This window comes from Labrenzia sp. THAF82 (assembly GCF_009363435.1).
Classification (GTDB): Bacteria; Pseudomonadota; Alphaproteobacteria; order Rhizobiales; family Stappiaceae; genus Roseibium; species Roseibium porphyridii.
The window spans coordinates 1,198,019-1,216,669 of the sequence record NZ_CP045354.1 but is presented as its reverse complement, the minus strand read 5'-3'; the positions used below and the strand labels follow the sequence as shown (position 1 = coordinate 1,216,669).

Sequence of the window (18,651 nt, the reverse complement as noted above, 5' to 3'; positions counted from 1 at the left end):
CCCCTTGTCCACGCAAAAAGCGAATGTCTGTAAAGCAGCAAAGTGAACGACTGCATATGTTTAAGGTTGGGGAACGGTACCAGGGTGGGTCTCGGGCACGTATTGGTGTGCCCATGAAAGCTGCCTTGACCGGACTTTTGACCGTGCTGCTTTTTTCCGCATCTAGTGACGACGCCAGGGCCGATTTGCGCCTTTGCAACAAGACGGACAGTCAGGTTGGTGTAGCCATTGGCTACAAAGACAAGACCGACTGGGTTACCGAAGGCTGGTGGAACCTCGCATCCAATTCTTGCGAGACCCTGGTCCCCGGCTCGCTGGTGTCACGATACTATTACATCTACGCAGTTGACTACGACCAATTTGGCGAATGGGGCGGCCGGGCATTCATGTGCACCCGGGAGAAAGAATTCACCATTCGCGGGATTGAAGACTGTGTGGCTCGCGGATTTGAGCGGACAGGCTTTTTTGAAATCGACACGGGCGAACAGAGCAGCTGGACGGTCCAGCTGACCGAACCCGTGCAACAAGGAACAGGTGGGCGATGAGGCGAAACCGACGAGTCAAAATCTTAGCAACTCTCGGACCCTCTTCCTCAGAACAAGACATAATTGAAGAACTGTATCGCTCAGGTGCGGATGTGTTCCGCATCAACATGAGCCATACAGATCATGACCGTCTGAAAATGCTCGTTGAGCGTATCCGTTCTGTCGAAGAGAAAATCGGGAGGCCGATCGGAATTCTGGCTGACCTTCAGGGACCAAAGCTGCGTGTGGGAACATTCACCGGCGGCCCCGTCATGCTGGAGAACGGCGCAACGTTTACGCTGGACGCCGACCAATCCGGCGGCGACATCAACCGGGTCCATCTTCCGCATCCGGAAATTCTGGAGGCTCTCGAGCCGGGTCACCGCCTGCTGCTCGATGACGGCAAGATCCAGCTGAAAGTCGTTGAAGCCACGGCCACCAAAGCCGTTACCGAAGTGATCGTTGGCGGCAAGCTTTCTGACCGCAAGGGCATCAGCGTTCCCGACACTGAAATCAAAACAAGTGCGATGACCGAGAAGGACCACAAGGACCTGATCGCTGCACTGGAACAAAATGTCGACTGGGTAGCGCTTTCATTTGTGCAGCGCCCTGACGACCTGGCCGAAGTCCGCAAGATCACACGTGGACGCGCTGGCGTTCTGGCCAAAATCGAAAAGCCGCAGGCTATCGGCCGTCTGGATGAAATCATTGAACTGTCCGATGCGATCATGGTCGCCCGCGGTGATCTTGGTGTCGAAATGCCGCTGGAACAGGTTCCGGGGCTGCAGAAGCAAATCACGCGTGCCTGCCGCCGTGCAGGTAAGCCGGTCGTGATCGCAACCCAGATGCTGGAATCCATGATTTCGGCGCCGGTGCCGACCCGCGCGGAAGTCTCTGACGTTGCCACTGCCGTTTTCGAAGGTGCGGATGCTGTCATGCTGTCAGCGGAATCGGCCGCCGGCGATTTCCCTGTTGAAGCGGTTTCCACCATGGACAAAATCGCCCAGCAGGTCGAACAGGACAACAATTACCGCAACATCATCTATGCACAACGCGCCGAGCCCGAGGCAACGGGTGCCGATGCGATCTCCGCGGCTGCGCGGCAGATTGCCGAGACACTCAATCTCGCGGCTGTTGTTTGTTACACGACATCCGGTGCAACCGGACTGCGTGCCTCTCGTGAGCGGCCCGCCTGCCCTGTAATCGTTCTGTCCCCGGTGCTGGCGACAGCGCGGCGACTGGCATTGGGATGGGGTCTCCACTGCGTTGTTAGTGAAGATGCGGCCAATGAAGAGGATATGATCGACCGTGCCTGTCGAATTTCCTACTCGGAACAGTTCGCAAAGCCAGGTCAGCGGATCATCGTGACAGCCGGCGTCCCGTTTGGGACACCAGGGTCCACGAACCTGTTGCGCATTGCTTTTGTCGGCAATGACGGTCAGGGCGGCATTTGACTGTCTAATCGGTTAAAAACCGAGACCAAGGCGTAACGGAACTGAGAAGGCGGCTACGTGCCGCCTTTTTTCATGCCGGTTCGCGCAATTGTGGTTTTCGCGCTGTGCCCTCGCCTTGGCCGGGCACGGCCATCACGCGTTCGATCAGAGTTTCCAGCGTTTCGATGACCTTTTCATTGTGCAAATGATGCGGCATGTGGCCGGCCTTTTCCAAGACAATCAGCTCAGCGTTCGGGAGGTCCCGTCGCAGACCTTCACTATGGATCGACGGCCAGACAATCGTGTCATCCGCACCAGTTACGACTACAGCTGGCTGCCTGATCTTGTGATAGGACTTGGCATGCTGCGTAACCTGCGGCTTCAACGTCGCGATATCGGTAGAATTCGCCCGGAAAGTCTGCGGCCTGTACAGGAGCGGTAGATTTATCCGTTCAGCGTAACGTTCCGGCGCTTGCCCAGGAGCGAAAACACGAAGTATGGCCGCCGGGGCAAGGCGTTCTGCAAGTGGAAGTGTCAAAGTTCTAGTGAAGAGTTCGCCAACAATCGGAAGGGCAGCCACCGAATAGTGCCAGTCCACGCCACCTGGCCAAGGATGGCTGACGGGCGCGATAAATGCCAGTCCCGCGACACGCTCCGGATGTGTCAGCGCTAGCACCACGGTCACGGCAGCGCCAAAAGAATGCCCAACAACAATGGACTTTTTTATGTCGAGATGTTCAAGCAAACCGGCAATAGCTCCAGCTTGCCCCTCAAGTGAACTGTGCCGCTCAAAATCGCGCTCCGAGAACCCAAGCCCCGGTCGGTCGACAAAAAGCGTTGTGTACTTTCCGTCAAAGGCATCCTTGAAGGTGATCATCGGATCATAAGCGTTGCCGCTCGCTCCGTGAATGAACACAAGGACCGGTGCTTCGCTGTCCTGATTGTCCGCAGGAAACAGATGATAGTGGAGTTTCACGCCGTCGATTTCGGCAAAGCTGCCATCCGGCTGATGCGCCGACGAAATCTGACTGACACGCCAAGCTGTATAGGCTGCGGACAGGACAAGAATGATCGAGATCAGCAACAAAAAATACATGGTGAAACGAACAACAAACATTTCGACATACCGTCTTTTAGAATGGGAACGGTACGTGTGTCAGGTCAGGCTGGTTCACCCTCAGCGTCTTTTTCCAGGTCTTCGACCGCCTTGGTGGCATTCTCCAGACCCGGATTGACCTCTAGCGCACGCTTGAAGGTTTCAAGGGCGCTATCTTCAAAACCAAGGCGCCTTTGAATGATCGCCAATCCCGACAAGGCTCCCCAGTGACGTGGTTCAAGCGCAAGCGTGCGCTCGATGTCGACCAGCGACTTGCCGAAGTCCTCCCGCATGTAATGCACGGTTGCCCGGCGGTTCCAGCCTTCCGCAAAAGAAGGTTTCAAAACCACCACAACGTCCAACAGATCCAGTGCCAGTCCGTGGTCATCTGCCTGGATGGCCTTGCCTGCACGCGACATCAGCACGTCCACGGTGTCACTGCCAGAATCCATCCATATGCGCTGAATTTCGCGTGTGATGCGGCCCGCAGCATTCGCGTCTTCTGTATCAGCAAGCTCTGCATAAAGTTCGTCCAGCCTGGACTGCTCTTCTTCTGGATCCGCTTCCTCAACAACAACCTGCCCGCCGTCTTGCGGCAAGTCTTCAGGCATAGGGTTGAAGTCCTCAGCTGACGGAGGGTCCATGTCCGGTCCAAGATCCGGCACAGGTTGAGCACCGGCAATACCGGAGCTGACAACAAAAGCGATGGCAAACACAAAAATCCGCATCCAACGATTATGGGTCGTTCGATGCGGCGGTCAATCCGGGAAATTTACACATCTTGGTGCGTACGTCAGAAAATTCGCTGAACCGTCCTGAAAGCAGCCTGCTAAGCGCTTCTGGAAAAACGGCAAACAACGATCTCGATGCGCAATCGCACCGGCAAGATCAGCCCTGGCGTGCTTTGAAACGCGGGTTTTTCTTGTTGATGATGTAGACGCGGCCTTTGCGGCGAACCATGCGGTTGTCGCGGTGACGGCCCATCAGCGCTTTAAGCGAGTTCTTGATCTTCATGTCACTGTCCCCCTCTAAAGGGTCCTGCTTCTTTAAACCAAATGAGCGCCTGCGGCGCTCACATTCGATTGGGCTGTTCCTAAAGCAGCTGCAGCAAGTGCGCCTGTCTTCTGATCAACCCGCGCGTCTTGAAACCATCAATCAGCGCAACAATGGTGGGCGTGACAGGGATTGAACCTGTGACCCCTTCGATGTCAACGAAGTGCTCTCCCGCTGAGCTACACGCCCGAATATCTCGGTAGTCCGGCGCCCCAACGCCGTGGTGGAGTGCGATATAGCGGGGAACGCAGATCTGTGCAACCCCCCTTTTTCACCGAACTGGCAAATTATCACCAGTCCGGCAGCAGCCAATTCAGGCCCTAGCTATCAGGCCGCCAACATGCGCTCGACTTCCTGTACAAGATCCTTCAAATGGAAGGGCTTAGACAGGACTTTCGCATCTTTGGGCGCATCCGATTCAGGGTTCAGGGCCACCGCTGCAAAGCCGGTGATAAACATCACCTTCAGGTCCGGATCCAACTCCGTTGCGCGCCTTGCAAGCTCAATCCCGTCCATCTCCGGCATCACGATATCGGTCAACAGCAGGGAAAAGGGTTCCTCACGCAATCGTTCGTAAGCGCTTTTGCCGTTATCGAAAGACACAACATCATGGCCGGCATTTTCCAGCGCTTTCGCCAAAAAGCGGCGCATGTCATTATCATCTTCGGCTAGCAGGATACGCGACATCTTTTATGACCATTTGCCTTTATTTTTGATACCCGGAGCGAAATCGAGAGCTCCTTCTGCCGGTTATAGCCCGAATTCCACAGAATGATAGCCAGAATTGGTTCTCCTAAGCTTTTGATATCAACACTGTGGACTGCGTGTTGATTCCTTGGCACCATGGGCCGACTTGTCATAGGGGCAATAATCGGAACCTGGCATTTGACGAATAAGAAACCGCCCTCCTCGCAAACGTCTCTTGAAGCCGACTTCAACGGCTATCCAGCGTTTGATGTACTTTGCCCTGCTGATCAGCGCCTGCCGTATGTTTTCAATTCACCGCATTCCGGCCGGCAGTATTCTCAAAGTTTCCTTGCGTCGTCACGTCTGGATGAAAAATCCATCAGGCGATCTGAAGATGCCTATGTGGACGATCTTTTCGCACACGTTGTTCCCATGGGCGCACCGCTTCTGAGAGCTCATTTTCCTAGGGCATATCTGGATGTGAACAGAGAGCCATACGAGCTCGATCCAAAGATGTTTGACGGTCGATTGCCGTCCTATGCAAATGTCCGCTCCATTCGGGTGGCAGGAGGCCTTGGGACAGTTGCCCGGATCGTGAGTGAGAATCACGAGATTTATCGGCACAAATTGCCTGTTGAAGAAGCCCTCAGACGGGTCGAGGAAATTTATAAGCCCTATCACTCGACGTTGCGACGGCTGCTCGCGCAGACTCATGTCACCTTCGGCTACGCAGTGTTGATCGACTGCCATTCAATGCCTTCAAGCATCAAATGCCAGACGACCGACAGTCGGCCCGATTTCATTCTTGGCGATCGCTATGGAACCAGCTGCAGTAGCGATTTGACGGAATATGCCTGCACGATCCTGCGAAACCTTGGCTACAGTGTCAGCCGGAACAAACCTTATGCCGGCGGCTTCATCACGGAACACTATGGCAGACCGGCAAGCGGGCTGCATGCGCTTCAGATAGAAATCAACCGTGGTCTCTATCTGAACGAGGCCACGCAGGAGCCTTCAGCCGGGTTCGGCCAGCTGTTCGACAACTTGAGGGCCTTCGCCCTGGAGCTGACAGCCATGCCGGATGCTGCCTTGCCCGCGGATTCGATCGCTGCCGAATAGCCCTGGACAAAAAAAGAGGCCGCACTCAAATGAGGCGGCCCGAGTCTAGGGAGGAAACGCCCAAGGAGGGCGATGCAATACAACGTATCGCACCGCAATAAAATCGCATTGCACCGCACAAAGGTCAAGCCCAATGCGGTTCGGAATCTGATCAAACAATATGCAACTAAACCGGTTTTGCTGAGGCAATTTTCAGCAGAAACGGTTATACAGGCGGCAAATTAGCACTTTTCAACCGATTTACCCCTCATCCGGGAGCCATGAATGTCAGACGGGTTCAAAGCCAGTACCAACACGTTTGCGCCATTTCTTGACAAGCTTGCGAACGCGGCAAGCAGTGCGATCATGCCGCATTTCCGGCAAGGGTTTGCTGTCGATAACAAATGGGACACAGGATTTGACCCGGTCACCATCGCCGACAAGAACGGCGAAACGGCGATGCGTGCCCTGATCAACGACGCATATCCCGATCACGGCATCCTCGGCGAGGAGCACGGACCTGAAAATCTCGATGCTGAAAATGTCTGGGTACTTGATCCGATCGACGGCACGAGGGCCTTCATCACCGGACTGCCGACTTGGGGTACCCTGATTGGTCTGAAGACAGCTGGCCGGCCCAGTCTCGGCATGATGGTCCAGCCTTATATCGGTGAACGTTTCGGGGGAGATGGCAGCATTGCCTGGTATCAGGGCCCGCTTGGTCAGATGTCTATCAGAACCCGAGCTTGCGACAGCCTGGAGGCCGCAACCCTTTTCACGACAACCCCTGCGCTCTTTACGGAGATCGAGCGACCCTTATTCGACCGCATTGAGGCGTCTGCGCAGCTCTCTCGCTATGGAACCGATTGTTACGCCTATTGCATGGTGGCTGCCGGTCACGGCGACGCAGTCATTGAAACGGGCCTTCAGGCCTATGACATAATCGCATTGGTGCCGATCATCGAGGGTGCTGGTGGCGTTGTGACGACTTGGACCGGAGGCGCACCTGCCGATGGCGGCCAGATTGTCGCCTCCGGGGATCCACGCCTTCATGACATATTGCTGCGAGAGTTGGCAAAGGCCGCCTAAAGCCCGGACTTTTGAAGCTCCAGTTCCACTTCCAGACCCGGGACGAATGCATCGAACGCGGCCCAGAACTGGTCACGATAGACGTCCTGCTCCATCATCAGCTCATGTGCAGCACCTGCGACTTCGACATAGGCGGTCGCTTTCGCGCGTGAAACGAAGTCTTCGATTTGAGGTGTTGATACGATCCTGTCGGCCCCTGCGGCCAGGATCAGGCATGGCAGCTTTATGCCGGGACCTGCATCACGTTTGCGCAACGCTAGCATGGTGCGCGCAGCAGCCGCCAACCAGCCCATGGTCGGTGCACCGACGCCAAGCTCCGGCGCCGCCTCAAGCACCTTGTTGAACCTCTCAAATCGGACTTTGTCGGAGGTTTGTCTGTTGGTTTCGTAAGGAACCAGGATCTTGCCGTTGCCGCCTGGAACAAAGAGACGTCCAAGCCCGACCATTGAAAAAATCCGTGCCATCGGAAACCCGACGTTTTCAATCAATCCAGAAGTTTTGGGCGACAGCGCTTTCAGGGGCGGTTTACCAAGCAGACCAAAGGTCAGTTTTCTGACAAGCCAACGGCGCGCGGCAGCAAGATCAGGCGCCCAGGCGCCGGATGGGATCCCAAGCAGTGGCGCAGTAATCACTGCCCGGTCAAGCATGGTTCGAAGCCGCTCTGAATCAGACAGAACAACCAACCCTCCCGTCGAATGCGCCAATGCGAAATGCGGTCCCGGATAAGTTGCCAGCGAAACGTCTTTCAGAACCGTGCGAAGATCGAGCCGATATTTCTTGAAATTCGAGACGTGTCCCCGCCTCGGATTGCGGGTCACGCGCTGCGAACCGCCCTGACCGCGCCAATCAAATGAAACGACGTTGAAACCTCGGTCCCGCAGATCCTCGATAACTTCAAAATACTTTTCGATAAATTCCGCCCGCCCCTGCAACAGCGTAACAGTACCTTTGCGCGCCGATCCTCTTGCAGGCCAGTGGGCATACCGGATTTTGATACCGTCCGCTGTGTCGACAAATCCTGATTGTGTTCCCTCAGGGACTGGATTGTCAGGATGATTGAAAAGGCTCATGCGGCCCCTTTTGAAAAGCTAAGGCAACGAATGACTGTGATAACGGTCTTCGCCGTGGCTCACAACATACTTCAGGCCGGCCCCGTGGGACCGGCCCTGAAAGCCAAAGATATTCACGGAACATTACCAGCGATGTTGCCAACCCCAGTGCGCACGGTGGCCTCCAACCGGGCGGCTCCGGACGATCTGCGCTGATCTTGAATCAACAACCAGACGGAACTTTTGACCACCCCAGGCACGGGCTTTGACAATATACATCGGGCCGCGGCGATCCAGGATCCGGATTTTGTGAAAGCCGCGATGACGCAAGCTGCGGCGAATCTGTCGAGGACCCATCTCGTGGTACCCCCAACCACGGCGGTCGTCCCAGCCACGCTGGCCGCGATGTTTCTTGTGCTTGCGGTGATCAACTTTCACAATCAGTTCGGATTGTGGTTGATGGATCTTTATGCCGCTGGCCAGAGGAGCCGCATTGGCAGAGGAAACAAGACCGGCGGATACAAGCAGAACGGCACCGGCGATCGGGGCAGAAAATTTCGAAAGAGTGGCAAGCATTTTTCATCTCTCCTGACTGAGCCGCCAGCGCCGTGCTGACGTTGAGCACAAGATGCACCCTGCCACTTGAACCCAATCGGAAGGCTCCGTTCATCCGCCATTCATCTGCAAAACGGGCCGCCGGCAAGCCTCTTGAAATGAAAAACCGGAATTCCCAGATTCCCTATTGCAGGCGCCACTAACGGGTCTGCAGCGCAATCCTGTCCCGCCAAGATGGGGGATGATGGAAAGCACTATGAAGTGAAGTAACCGTTGCTCAAAGAGAGGACACTACACATGCGTCACTTGGATTTTTCTCCGCTATATCGGTCCACCGTCGGGTTCGACCGTTTGTTCTCAATGCTGGATTCTGCCGGCAGCGAGACCCCCAGCTATCCGCCCTATAACATTGAACGCACTGGCGAAAACACCTACCGCATCACCATGGCGGTCGCCGGGTTTACCGAAGACGAACTCTCGGTTGAAGCCAAAGAACACGTTCTGACAATCAAGGGTGAGAAGGCTGACGAAGACACTGACCGCGAAATTCTTTATCGCGGCATTGCATCTCGCACATTCGAGCGCCGTTTCCAGATCGCCGAACATGTCCGTGTCGATGGCGCAAGCCTCGAAAACGGGCTGCTGCATGTCGATCTCGTTCGTGAGATCCCTGAGGCAATGAAACCGCGCAAGATCGATATCACGAGCGGTTCTGCCAAGCAGATCGAAACAACCGCTCACTAATCTGCTGAAATCGCTTGCGAAAGCCTGTTGCGAGGCGCCTGGAAACCCAGGCGCCTCTTTTGTGAGCGTCGCTTGACCACCAAATGTTCTGAAATCCTCAACGACCGCTCAAACGGTGCCTGCAAGGACACTCAAGAACGCGTCTACATCAGCCTCAACGGTGGCAAAACTCGTCACCATGCGCAGACAAACTTCATCCTCGGAAGGTTTGCCATCGCCTGGCAGATCATCGGCCGGCCATTCATAGAGTTTCGCACCAGCGGCCTCCAGCGCCTCAAACTGCCTCCGTTTGAGAATCGGAAAGACCTCGTTTGCTTCCACCGGACAAGCTGTGCGGCCGCCGATGTCCCGAATGCCTTCAGCGAGGCGCAACGCCATTGCATTGGCATGCGCGGCCGTCGCCATCCAGTTGCCGTTTTCGAAGTAACCCTCAAATTGCGCAGCCACGAACCTGTTCTTGGAAAAAAGGTGCCCGCCGCGTTTTCGGAAATACTCAAATCCCTTTGCCGCTTCCACATCGAAGAAGACGACGGCCTCCGCACACCAGCAACCGTTTTTCGTGGCCCCGAAGGAAAGTACGTCGACGCCTGCCTTCCATGTCATGTCAGCCGGTGAGCACCCGAGCGATACAAGCGCATTGGCAAACCGTGCGCCGTCCATATGCAACGGCACACCGCGTGAGCGGGCGACACTCTGGATCGCCGCAATCTCATCAAGCGTATAGACGGTTCCCCATTCGGTGGCCTGCGTCAATGAAACCGCCGCAACCTGGCCGTGGTGTACAACGCCGTCGGGATATGCCGCCATTGCATTTTCCAACGCATCGGGCGTCATTTTACCGAATGCGCCTGGAACGCCGACCAACTTGTTGCCGCCGGTCATGAATTCGGGACAGTTGCACTCGTCTACCTGGATATGCGCTGTTTGGTGGCAAAATATGACGCCGCCAGGTTTCGCATATGCGGCCAATGACAACGAGTTTGCAGCGCTCCCGGTAGCGACCTGATAGACGGCCACCTCCCGTTCGAAAATTTCACTGAATGTGTCGGAAACGCTTTCGGTGAGAGGATCGGTGGCATAGGCCGACGCGAACCCACTATTATGGCGGGTCAGTGCCGACATCACCGCCGGAGCTGCACCCGCCCAATTGTCGCTTGCAAAGTTCATGTGCCGGTTTAATCAGGTCGACTTCCAACCGGCAACATGAATTATCAGTCGTAGTACATTTCCCGCTTGCGGTAGTAGGAACCGAGCAGCCAGTCGAGGGAGATCACTCCAGGACCCTTGAGGGTCGGAACGAGCAGCAGGAAGATCCACAACAGCCGGTCATCAGAGATGATCGAATAGGGTTCACCATCAAAGAGCGCGCCGATTGTCTTGGCGTCTGCGCCGTGCCCAGTGATGTCCACGTAGGTCATGACGATGATGAAAACGATCATGCCAAGGCTTGCAAAGCGCGTGAACAAACCGACGACGACGAGCAAGGGCAGAATGAATTCGCCCCAGGTACCCAAAAGAACGATGAGCCCATACGGAAAGAAGGCAATCTGACTGGTGTCGTAGCTGACCTGTTCCATCAACTGCGGCAGCATTTGCGCGTACGCGCCTGCAGTCGGTGTGAAAATATTGGCAACACTTCCACCGATCTTGGTCAGTGCTGAGTTCCAAAAGAACTGGAGCAGAACGGCAGCAAAAATGAACCTGGAAGCAAGTCCCAGAAACCAGCCGTTCGTCAGGCGCTCAATCGCGCCGAACACCATTGTGTACAATCGTACGAAGAAACCAATCAACGCACCCATAAATTCCCCCTTCCTGTATCGAACCTCGCCCCTGTTCCTCAGGCTACGTCGAGATCCGCAAATGCTCCAGTTGAAAGACAGTCCGAAAGACAATCAGACAGTGAAAAGTTTTCTGCGGCTGTTTGAGCGGCTTCAGCGCCCTCAGCCAACATCGCTCCTTCGAAGAGCGAACCAACGAAATTATCTGCTCCAGGACGGAGCAGTAACATATCAACGCTCAATTCAGGTCGGGTGATCAGCACGGACTGAGCCAGTTTCAGGTCAATCTGAATTTCGGCATTCGGATCGAAGCGATTCGCGCGCGCCAGATCCCAGACAGGCCAACGTGAAGTAACGACATGTGCAGCCGGATGCTTTCTAAACCGGACGGCACCAACCGACTGATCGTCAACAGAGCTCAATCTGGCTGGGTCAAGCGGAACCTGGTCAGCGGCGTGATAGGCTTGCAACCAGGCCCATTCCAGGCGGGCTACGTCGGCAAGATAAGGGTAGGTTGCCAGAGGCGGAAAGCTTTCGACGAAGTCCGCGAATTCGGACCCATAGTGCAGCAACACCGGCGACTTGGGAGGGTGTGTAGTGACGAACGCACGCGCAAGTGCGTTAAAATAGTCTTCGCCGAGCAGGTTCTTAATTGCCGGAAAGGTTTCCCCGAGCGCGTCGCACAAACTGACAACCACATTGTTTCGATAAACGCTGAAGCGCTTGGGAGCTGTCTCGCCGTCGGGCCCGACAAGACCCACGGGCGTGCCACTCCCGGGATCGAATAGAGCTTCGCAGAAAGTCGTTTCATCGACTTTGTCGCTGATCGCCATCGCGCACATATCAGCCTGCACGCCGAATGCTGGATTGGCTGTTGTTAGCAAGGATCCGGTCAGCTGCCTGCGCCTCGGACATCAAAACCGGCCAGACGGGAACATCATTGTCCCATTCGATCAGGGTTGGTATGGCTCCGGTGCGGGCAATCAGGTGCTCATAAAGTGTCCAGACAGCCTCATCGACTTCCCTGTCATGGGCATCGATCAACAACGGACGTCCTGCATCATCCTTATCGGGTGCATGACCACCGAGATGGATTTCGCCCACGGCGTCGATCGGAAATGCGTCAAGGTAGTCCAGAGCAGATCTCTCATGATTGGTGCAGGAGACATGGACATTGTTCACGTCAAGCAGGAGACCGCATCCGGTTCGGCGCGTAATTTCTTTTAGGAATTCCAGTTCGCTCATGGTGCTTTGCGCGAAGGCAACGTAGGTGGACGGGTTTTCCAGGAGCATGCGGCGCCCGACAGTTTCCTGAACCTCGTCGATATGGTCGCACACCCGATCAAGTGTTTCCTGATCATAGGGAACCGGCAACAGATCGTTCAGATAAGTGGTTTCGTGGGTCGACCAGGCCAAGTGTTCGGAAAAAAGACCTGGCTCGTAGCGTTTGTTCAAGATGGCCAGACGCTGAAGGTGATCACGATCGAGCGGCCCTTCGCCACCAATCGAAAGTCCGACCCCGTGAAGGGACAGAGGGTATTTCTCCCGAATTGCCTCCAGCTGGCGATGCGGCATGCCTCCATCGCCCATATAATTTTCCGCATGGACTTCAAAGAAACCGATATCTGCGGACGTCTCGAGTATCTCGGCGATATGTTCAGCCTTCAGGCCAGCTCCGGCTCTTGCCGGGACTGAAGCATCGATCCGTGTCAGGTTCTGGCTTGGGCTGTCTGGAAACATGATGAGCTCCATAGGGAGACTTGGTTGTCAGGCAGACGGACGGTGACCCGTCTGCCTGAAATTTCTGCCGAATATCGGCGCTGTCAGCCTGACAATCAGGCTTCAGGAAGGTCGCGGTTAAGCTCAGTCAGAGAGCCTTTGCGGTCGCCCGGTACTTCCATGCTGACGCATGTGCCTTTTGGAACCAGCGTCCAGGCATTGCCCTGATAGTCGACTGTGGACGTGCCTGCGCAGGTCGTGCCGGCACCGGCTTTACAGTCGTTCTGGCCTTTCAGGGAAACGCCATAGCATTTTTCTTTGGCCTGCGCATGAGCCGGGGTAGTCGTGGTGGACAGACCTGCAACAGCTGTTGCGACGGCACCTGCGACGATTGCAGCGGACATAGCCTTATGCTTCATTTCAAACTCCTCTGGTCGAACCTTATATCCAGTATTGGCCAACGCTTAGCGGCGAGCAGCGCGGCTCAACCTGTACATGAGCATATTGCTGATAAATAGGAAATCAAACGGCTGTGACTATTTTGCGAGCACATGCCCACAAAGATTACCAGACGCAAGAATCTTACACAAAACACCTCGCATTTGAGCTATCCGGACACATGGAACTTTTTGCGCGAAACAATTATAATGCGCGCAACAAGAAACACTCTTGCTCCTGACTGAGAAATCTGTCATGTTCGCGCCGCCTGAAATAGGACAGGGATACTGTCCCAATTGTTGCGGTAAATCCGGACCTGCGGTAATGAACGGGCTGGAGCAATGATCAGGATGACCATTCGTGAGATCCAAATGGATCTGCGAAAAGCGGAATGAGAATTTCCGGCAGCGGTAACGCCGCTGCGTCAATGCGGCGGTTTGTGTTAAGAAGCCGGCGCGGTAAATACAACGACAGAGCCGGGGCAGCTAAGCCAGGGTTCGCCGAGCCGCATTCTTGATGGAATGCGACCCGAACGAAACCGGACGCTTCAGCCACGGCGGCACTGGGGTAAACAGTGAGGGCGCACATGACGATTAAAGAGCTGACGACCAGCACAGCCATGCAAGCCGGGCGCGCGGACGAAAAAACCGCTGCGACCGCAACACTTGCCGAACGACTGGGCACGGCCGCCGACAAAGGGCTCTACAATCCGTCGCGCGAACACGATGCCTGTGGCGTGGGTTTCGTTTCCCACCTGAAGGGTGTGAAATCGCACAAGATCGTTTCCGATGGATTGCAGGTTCTTGAGAACCTGACCCACCGCGGTGCGGTTGGCGCAGATCCGCTCATGGGCGATGGCGCTGGCATGCTTGTGCAGATCCCGCACGCCTTTTTTGCAGAAGAGATGGCAAAGGCAGGCACGCCTTTGCCGGCCGAAGGCGAATACGGTGTGGGCTTCGTGTTCTTGCCGCAGGACGACGCCCTTCGCGCCAAATGCGAAGAAATTGTTGATCGTGCCATTGCCGAGGAAGGCCAGGACATGATCGGCTGGCGCGATGTGCCGGTTGACAATTCCTCGCTCTCAAAGGCTCCGGATATCGCCGCAACAGAACCAGTATCCCGGCAGCTTTTCATTCGCAAAGCGGCAAGCGACGATCAGAACGCCTTCGAACGTCGTCTTTATGTATTGCGCAAGGTGATTTCCAACACCGTACGCGCTGAGACCGATGCTGTCTCCAAGGGCTTCTATATCGTTTCCCTGTCGAGCCGCACGATCGTTTATAAAGGCATGTTCCTCGCTTACCAGCTCGGTGCCTATTATTCAGACCTGAAGGACGCGAGATTCACCTCCGCTCTCGCTCTTGTCCACCAGCGCTTCTCCACGAACACTTTCCCGTCCTGGGATCTCTCCCATCCCTATCGGATGGTAGCCCATAACGGCGAAATCAACACGCTTCGAGGAAACGTCAACTGGATGGCCGCGCGCCAGGCATCAGTCTCCTCAACACTGCTCGGCGATGATATCTCCAAGCTCTGGCCGATCTCCTATGAAGGCCAGTCGGATACCGCCTGTTTCGATAACGCCCTGGAATTTCTCGTCATGGGCGGCTACTCGCTTGCACATGCGGCGATGATGCTGATCCCGGAAGCCTGGGCGGGCAACCCGTTGATGGACGACAACCGGCGGGCTTTTTACGAGTATCACGCAGCCATGATGGAGCCGTGGGACGGTCCGGCTGCTGTTGCCTTTACCGACGGTCGTCAGATCGGTGCGACACTGGACCGGAACGGCCTTCGCCCGGCCCGTTACATCGTCACCGACGATGACTTCGTCATCATGTCCTCTGAAGTTGGCGTGCTGCCAGTCGATGAAGAGCGTATCGTTCAGAAATGGCGTTTGCAGCCAGGCAAGATGCTGCTCATCGATCTTGAGGAAGGCCGCATCGTCTCCGACGACGAAATCAAGCGCCAACTGTCGACTGCCAATCCCTACAAGGACTGGCTGCATCGCACTCAAATCGTTCTGGAAGATCTGCCGGGCGTTCGCCAAAGAGCTCCGGTTGCCGGGGAAAGTCTGCTCGATCGTCAACAGGCCTTCGGCTATACGCAGGAAGATATCAAACTTCTGATGACGCCGATGGCGACCGTTGGCCAGGAAGCCATTGGTTCGATGGGTACGGACACGCCGATTTCGGCGCTCTCCGACAAGTCGAAGCTGCTGTATACCTATTTCAAGCAGAATTTTGCGCAGGTCACCAACCCACCGATCGACCCGATCCGTGAAGAACTGGTGATGAGCCTGGTGTCCTTCATCGGTCCGCGCCCGAACATCTTCGATCTCGAAGGCCAGTCGACATCAAAGCGTCTGGAAGTCCGTCAGCCGATCCTGACGAACGAGGATCTGGAAAAGATCCGTGCGATTGGCGACATCGCCGACAACCAGTTCTCCGCGAAGACGCTCGACACGACCTATAGTGCCGAGAAAGGCGCTGACGGCATGGAAGGCGCGCTCGATGAGCTTTGCCAACGCGCTGAAAAAGCGGTTCGAGACGGCTACAACATCATTATTCTGTCCGACCGACTGATCAGTCGGTCCAGGATTGCCATCCCGGCGCTCCTGGCAACGGCTGCTGTTCACCACCATCTGATCCGCAAAGGTCTGCGCACATCAGTTGGTCTGGTGGTGGAGACCGGTGAAGCGCGTGAGATTCATCACTTCTGCGTTCTGGCCGGCTTTGGGGCTGAAGCCATCAATCCTTACCTGGCCTTTGAAACTCTTCTTTCCATGCACATGGAAATGGACTTCCCTGAAGAAGTCGACCAGTTCGAGGTTGTTGAGCGCTACATCAAATCGATCGACAAGGGTATCTTGAAGGTCATGTCCAAGATGGGCATCTCGACCTATCAATCCTATTGCGGCGCGCAGATATTTGATGCTGTCGGCTTGTCCTCGGACTTCATCAAGAAATACTTCTTCGGCACCGCGACCATGATCGAGGGCATCGGCCTTGATGAAGTCGCGGAAGAAACGGTACTGCGTCACGCTGAAGCTTTCGGCGATGTTGCCATCTTGAGACGGTCGCTGGACGTGGGCGGTGAATATGCTTACCGCACACGCGGCGAAAGCCACATGTGGACGCCGGACTCCATCGCCACGTTGCAGCATGCAGTACGCTCAAACTTGCCGGACATGTACCGTTCTTTCGCAAAGCAGGTGAACGAGGAAAGCGGTCGCTATGCCATCCGGGGCCTTTTCCGCATCAAAGGCGCTTCGGAAATCGGTCAGCAGCCGATTGAGATCGAACAGGTCGAGCCGGCAGAAGCGATAGTCAAACGCTTTGTGACGGGCGCGATGTCCTTCGGTTCGATCTCCCGCGAAGCACATTCGACCCTCGCAGTCGCCATGAACCGGATTGGCGGCAAATCGAACACGGGCGAAGGTGGTGAGGAACCCGAGCGTTTCAATCCGCTGCCGGACGGTTCAAGCAATCCGCAGCGGTCCGCGATCAAACAGGTGGCATCGGGACGCTTCGGCGTCACCACAGAGTATCTCGTCAATTCCGACATGATCCAGATTAAGGTCGCTCAGGGTGCAAAGCCTGGCGAAGGTGGCCAGCTGCCGGGTCACAAGGTAGACGCGGTCATCGCGAAAGTGCGCCATTCCACACCTGGCGTTGGATTGATTTCACCGCCACCGCACCACGACATCTATTCGATCGAGGATCTGGCACAGCTCATCTATGACCTGAAGAACGTCAATTCCGCAGCTGATATCTCCGTCAAGCTGGTATCGGAAGTGGGTGTCGGCACGGTTGCGGCAGGTGTTGCCAAGGCCCGCGCGGACCACATCACGATTTCCGGTTACGACGGCGGCACGGGTGCATCCCCGCTGACTTCCATCAAGCATGCCGGTTCTCCATGGGAAATCGGTCTTGCAGAAACACAGCAAACGCTGGTGCTAAACGGCCTGCGCTCGCGCATCGCGCTGCAGGTGGATGGCGGACTGCGCACCGGACGGGACGTTATTATCGGGGCATTGCTCGGAGCCGACGAATTCGGTTTCTCAACTGCACCTCTGATTGCAGCTGGTTGCCTGATGATGCGCAAGTGTCACCTCAACACCTGCCCGGTCGGGATCGCAACTCAGGATCCTGTGCTGCGCAAGCGCTTCAAGGGCACGCCTGAACATGTCATCAATTACTTTTTCTATGTTGCAGAAGAAGTCCGTGAATTGATGGCAAGCCTTGGCATTGCCAAACTGGACGATCTGATCGGTCGGTCCGACTTCCTCGACAAGGACGCCGCTCTCGAACACTGGAAGGCCAAGGGTCTCGATTTCTCGCGAATCTTCTTCCAGCCTGAAGCCGCTCCTGAAGAAACACGCTGGACCGAGCGCCAGGTGCACCCGATCGACGACATTCTCGACCGCCGCCTGATTGCGGCGGCAGCTCCCGCGCTGGAAAGCAAGGAGCCGACCGTCATCGATGAAACGATCTGCTCCGTCGACCGTTCTGTCGGTGCGATGCTGTCCGGTGAAATAGCCAAACGCTACGGCAACAAGGGTCTGAAAAAGCCTGACACCTTGAAGATCAACCTCAAAGGGACTGCCGGTCAGGCCTTTGGTGCGTTTGTCGCACGCGGTGTAACGATTGATCTTGTCGGTGATGCTAATGACTATGTCGGCAAGGGTCTTGCCGGAGGAAGGCTGATCGTCCGGCCACCGGAAAACACCCGTATTGTGGCCGAAAACTCGATCATCGTCGGAAACACGGTGCTTTACGGCGCAACGGAAGGTGAGTGCTATTTCCGTGGTGTTGCTGGTGAGCGCTTTGCCGTTCGCAATTCCGGCGCCATCGCGGTCGTTGAAGGCGTTGGCGACCACGGTTGTGAATACATGACCGGCGGTGTGGTTGTCGTTATCGGTCAGACTGGCCGCAACTTCGCGGCAGGCATGTCCGGCGGCATCGCTTACGTTCTGGATGAAGATGGTTCCTTCGGCACCCGCTGCAATCTGGCCATGGTTGATCTGGAGCCGGTGACAGAAGAGGACGATCTTCTCGAGAAGCTCCATCACCATGGCGGCGACATCGAGCATAAGGGGCGTGTTGACCTGTCCTGCGACATGACGCGCCATGATGACGAGCGACTGCGGCAAATGCTGACCAAGCATGTGGAGTATACCGGCTCGACCAAGGCGCAAACCATCCTGGACGACTGGGCCACCTACCGGCCGAAGTTCGTCAAGGTCATGCCCGTTGAATACCGCCGCGCTCTCCGGGAGATGGAAGAGCAACGGCTTGGAATGGTCGCAGCCGAATAATCAGGCACTTGAACAAACAGGCTCTTGGCCAACTGAAGCGGTCAATCGAGCCGCCATGTGGAAGAGAA

Annotated in this window: 17 protein-coding genes and 1 tRNA gene; 6 read left to right on the top strand and 12 right to left on the bottom strand. The window is 55.8% G+C overall.

Going from position 1 to position 18,651, the window contains the following annotated elements:
- Positions 1-113 precede the first annotated feature (113 nt).
- Together FIV00_RS05875 and pyk are read left to right on the top strand one after the other, a co-directional pair.
- Entirely contained in the window at positions 114-545 is a 432-nt protein-coding gene (locus tag FIV00_RS05875) for a DUF1036 domain-containing protein (protein ID WP_209006970.1), read from the top strand.
- Positions 542-1,978, top strand: a complete 1,437-nt coding sequence (gene pyk / locus FIV00_RS05870) for a pyruvate kinase (protein WP_152499869.1) — start codon at positions 542-544, stop codon at positions 1,976-1,978. The genes FIV00_RS05875 and pyk overlap by 4 nt, the downstream gene beginning before the upstream one ends.
- A 70-nt stretch (positions 1,979-2,048) precedes the next feature.
- Here the strand turns inward: pyk and FIV00_RS05865 are convergent, their stop codons facing one another.
- The 5 genes from FIV00_RS05865 to cpdR all read right to left on the bottom strand — a co-directional run bounded on the left by FIV00_RS05865 (position 2,049) and on the right by cpdR (position 4,793).
- Positions 2,049-3,074 carry an alpha/beta fold hydrolase gene (locus FIV00_RS05865; protein WP_209006827.1) on the bottom strand — a complete coding sequence of 342 codons (1,026 nt, stop codon included), beginning with the start codon at positions 3,072-3,074 and terminating at the stop codon, positions 2,049-2,051.
- 44 nt (positions 3,075-3,118) lie between these two features.
- Entirely contained in the window at positions 3,119-3,769 is a 651-nt protein-coding gene (locus FIV00_RS05860) for a tetratricopeptide repeat protein (RefSeq protein WP_209006826.1), read from the bottom strand.
- 172 nt (positions 3,770-3,941) lie between these two features.
- Positions 3,942-4,067, bottom strand: a complete 126-nt coding sequence (ykgO, locus tag FIV00_RS05855) for a type B 50S ribosomal protein L36 (protein WP_008551489.1) — start codon at positions 4,065-4,067, stop codon at positions 3,942-3,944.
- Between the two features lie 153 nt (positions 4,068-4,220).
- Positions 4,221-4,295 (bottom strand) — tRNA-Val (locus FIV00_RS05850).
- A 138-nt stretch (positions 4,296-4,433) separates the two neighbouring features.
- Positions 4,434-4,793, bottom strand: coding sequence for a cell cycle two-component system response regulator CpdR (gene cpdR / locus FIV00_RS05845; protein WP_055677766.1), 360 nt, complete (start codon positions 4,791-4,793; stop codon positions 4,434-4,436).
- 198 nt (positions 4,794-4,991) lie between these two features.
- Between cpdR and FIV00_RS05840 the strand changes: the two genes are divergently transcribed.
- Together FIV00_RS05840 and hisN are read left to right on the top strand one after the other, a co-directional pair.
- Entirely contained in the window at positions 4,992-5,912 is a 921-nt protein-coding gene (locus FIV00_RS05840; RefSeq protein ID WP_371419569.1) for an N-formylglutamate amidohydrolase, read from the top strand.
- 264 nt (positions 5,913-6,176) lie between these two features.
- A complete protein-coding gene (hisN, locus tag FIV00_RS05835) occupies positions 6,177-6,980 on the top strand; it encodes a histidinol-phosphatase (protein WP_152499866.1) in 804 nt (267 codons plus the stop codon).
- Here hisN and FIV00_RS05830 read toward each other — a convergent pair.
- Together FIV00_RS05830 and FIV00_RS05825 are read right to left on the bottom strand one after the other, a co-directional pair.
- Entirely contained in the window at positions 6,977-8,050 is a 1,074-nt protein-coding gene (locus tag FIV00_RS05830; RefSeq protein WP_152499865.1) for an alpha/beta fold hydrolase, read from the bottom strand. The genes hisN and FIV00_RS05830 overlap by 4 nt on opposite strands.
- Before the next feature lie 123 nt (positions 8,051-8,173).
- Positions 8,174-8,605: a hypothetical protein gene (locus FIV00_RS05825; protein ID WP_152499864.1), complete on the bottom strand. Its 432-nt coding sequence runs from the start codon at positions 8,603-8,605 to the stop codon at positions 8,174-8,176.
- Positions 8,606-8,881: 276 nt separating this feature from the next.
- Between FIV00_RS05825 and FIV00_RS05820 the strand changes: the two genes are divergently transcribed.
- Positions 8,882-9,328: an Hsp20 family protein gene (locus FIV00_RS05820; RefSeq protein ID WP_152499863.1), complete on the top strand. Its 447-nt coding sequence runs from the start codon at positions 8,882-8,884 to the stop codon at positions 9,326-9,328.
- A 108-nt stretch (positions 9,329-9,436) separates the two neighbouring features.
- Here FIV00_RS05820 and FIV00_RS05815 read toward each other — a convergent pair whose 3' ends face one another.
- The 5 genes from FIV00_RS05815 to FIV00_RS05795 all read right to left on the bottom strand — a co-directional run bounded on the left by FIV00_RS05815 (position 9,437) and on the right by FIV00_RS05795 (position 13,244).
- Entirely contained in the window at positions 9,437-10,495 is a 1,059-nt protein-coding gene (locus FIV00_RS05815; RefSeq protein WP_152499862.1) for a low specificity L-threonine aldolase, read from the bottom strand.
- A 44-nt stretch (positions 10,496-10,539) separates the two neighbouring features.
- Positions 10,540-11,127, bottom strand: a complete 588-nt coding sequence (locus FIV00_RS05810; protein ID WP_152499861.1) for a DoxX family protein — start codon at positions 11,125-11,127, stop codon at positions 10,540-10,542.
- A 38-nt stretch (positions 11,128-11,165) separates the two neighbouring features.
- A complete protein-coding gene (locus tag FIV00_RS05805) occupies positions 11,166-11,948 on the bottom strand; it encodes a DUF2063 domain-containing protein (RefSeq protein ID WP_152499860.1) in 783 nt (260 codons plus the stop codon).
- Position 11,949: 1 nt separating this feature from the next.
- Complete coding sequence (locus FIV00_RS05800) at positions 11,950-12,846, bottom strand: DUF692 domain-containing protein (protein ID WP_152499859.1); 897 nt, start codon at positions 12,844-12,846, stop codon at positions 11,950-11,952.
- A 95-nt stretch (positions 12,847-12,941) separates the two neighbouring features.
- Complete coding sequence (locus tag FIV00_RS05795; RefSeq protein WP_152499858.1) at positions 12,942-13,244, bottom strand: DUF2282 domain-containing protein; 303 nt, start codon at positions 13,242-13,244, stop codon at positions 12,942-12,944.
- Positions 13,245-13,849: 605 nt separating this feature from the next.
- Between FIV00_RS05795 and gltB the strand changes: the two genes are divergently transcribed.
- Positions 13,850-18,583, top strand: coding sequence for a glutamate synthase large subunit (gltB, locus tag FIV00_RS05790; protein ID WP_152499857.1), 4,734 nt, complete (start codon positions 13,850-13,852; stop codon positions 18,581-18,583).
- Positions 18,584-18,651: the final 68 nt, after the last annotated feature.

Bases quoted from the DNA above. Each gene is read 5' to 3' on its own strand.
- FIV00_RS05875 (WP_209006970.1), top strand. From the start codon at position 114: ATGAAAGCTGCCTTGACCGGACTTTTGACCGTGCTGCTTTTTTCCGCA.
- pyk (WP_152499869.1), top strand. From the start codon at position 542: ATGAGGCGAAACCGACGAGTCAAAATCTTAGCAACTCTCGGACCCTCT.
- FIV00_RS05865 (WP_209006827.1), bottom strand. From the start codon at position 3,074: ATGTTTGTTGTTCGTTTCACCATGTATTTTTTGTTGCTGATCTCGATC.
- ykgO (WP_008551489.1), bottom strand. From the start codon at position 4,067: ATGAAGATCAAGAACTCGCTTAAAGCGCTGATGGGCCGTCACCGCGAC.
- cpdR (WP_055677766.1), bottom strand. From the start codon at position 4,793: ATGTCGCGTATCCTGCTAGCCGAAGATGATAATGACATGCGCCGCTTT.
- hisN (WP_152499866.1), top strand. From the start codon at position 6,177: ATGTCAGACGGGTTCAAAGCCAGTACCAACACGTTTGCGCCATTTCTT.
- FIV00_RS05830 (WP_152499865.1), bottom strand. From the start codon at position 8,050: ATGAGCCTTTTCAATCATCCTGACAATCCAGTCCCTGAGGGAACACAA.
- FIV00_RS05825 (WP_152499864.1), bottom strand. From the start codon at position 8,605: ATGCTTGCCACTCTTTCGAAATTTTCTGCCCCGATCGCCGGTGCCGTT.
- FIV00_RS05820 (WP_152499863.1), top strand. From the start codon at position 8,882: ATGCGTCACTTGGATTTTTCTCCGCTATATCGGTCCACCGTCGGGTTC.
- FIV00_RS05815 (WP_152499862.1), bottom strand. From the start codon at position 10,495: ATGAACTTTGCAAGCGACAATTGGGCGGGTGCAGCTCCGGCGGTGATG.
- FIV00_RS05810 (WP_152499861.1), bottom strand. From the start codon at position 11,127: ATGGGTGCGTTGATTGGTTTCTTCGTACGATTGTACACAATGGTGTTC.
- FIV00_RS05805 (WP_152499860.1), bottom strand. From the start codon at position 11,948: ATGTGCGCGATGGCGATCAGCGACAAAGTCGATGAAACGACTTTCTGC.
- FIV00_RS05800 (WP_152499859.1), bottom strand. From the start codon at position 12,846: ATGTTTCCAGACAGCCCAAGCCAGAACCTGACACGGATCGATGCTTCA.
- FIV00_RS05795 (WP_152499858.1), bottom strand. From the start codon at position 13,244: ATGAAGCATAAGGCTATGTCCGCTGCAATCGTCGCAGGTGCCGTCGCA.
- gltB (WP_152499857.1), top strand. From the start codon at position 13,850: ATGACGATTAAAGAGCTGACGACCAGCACAGCCATGCAAGCCGGGCGC.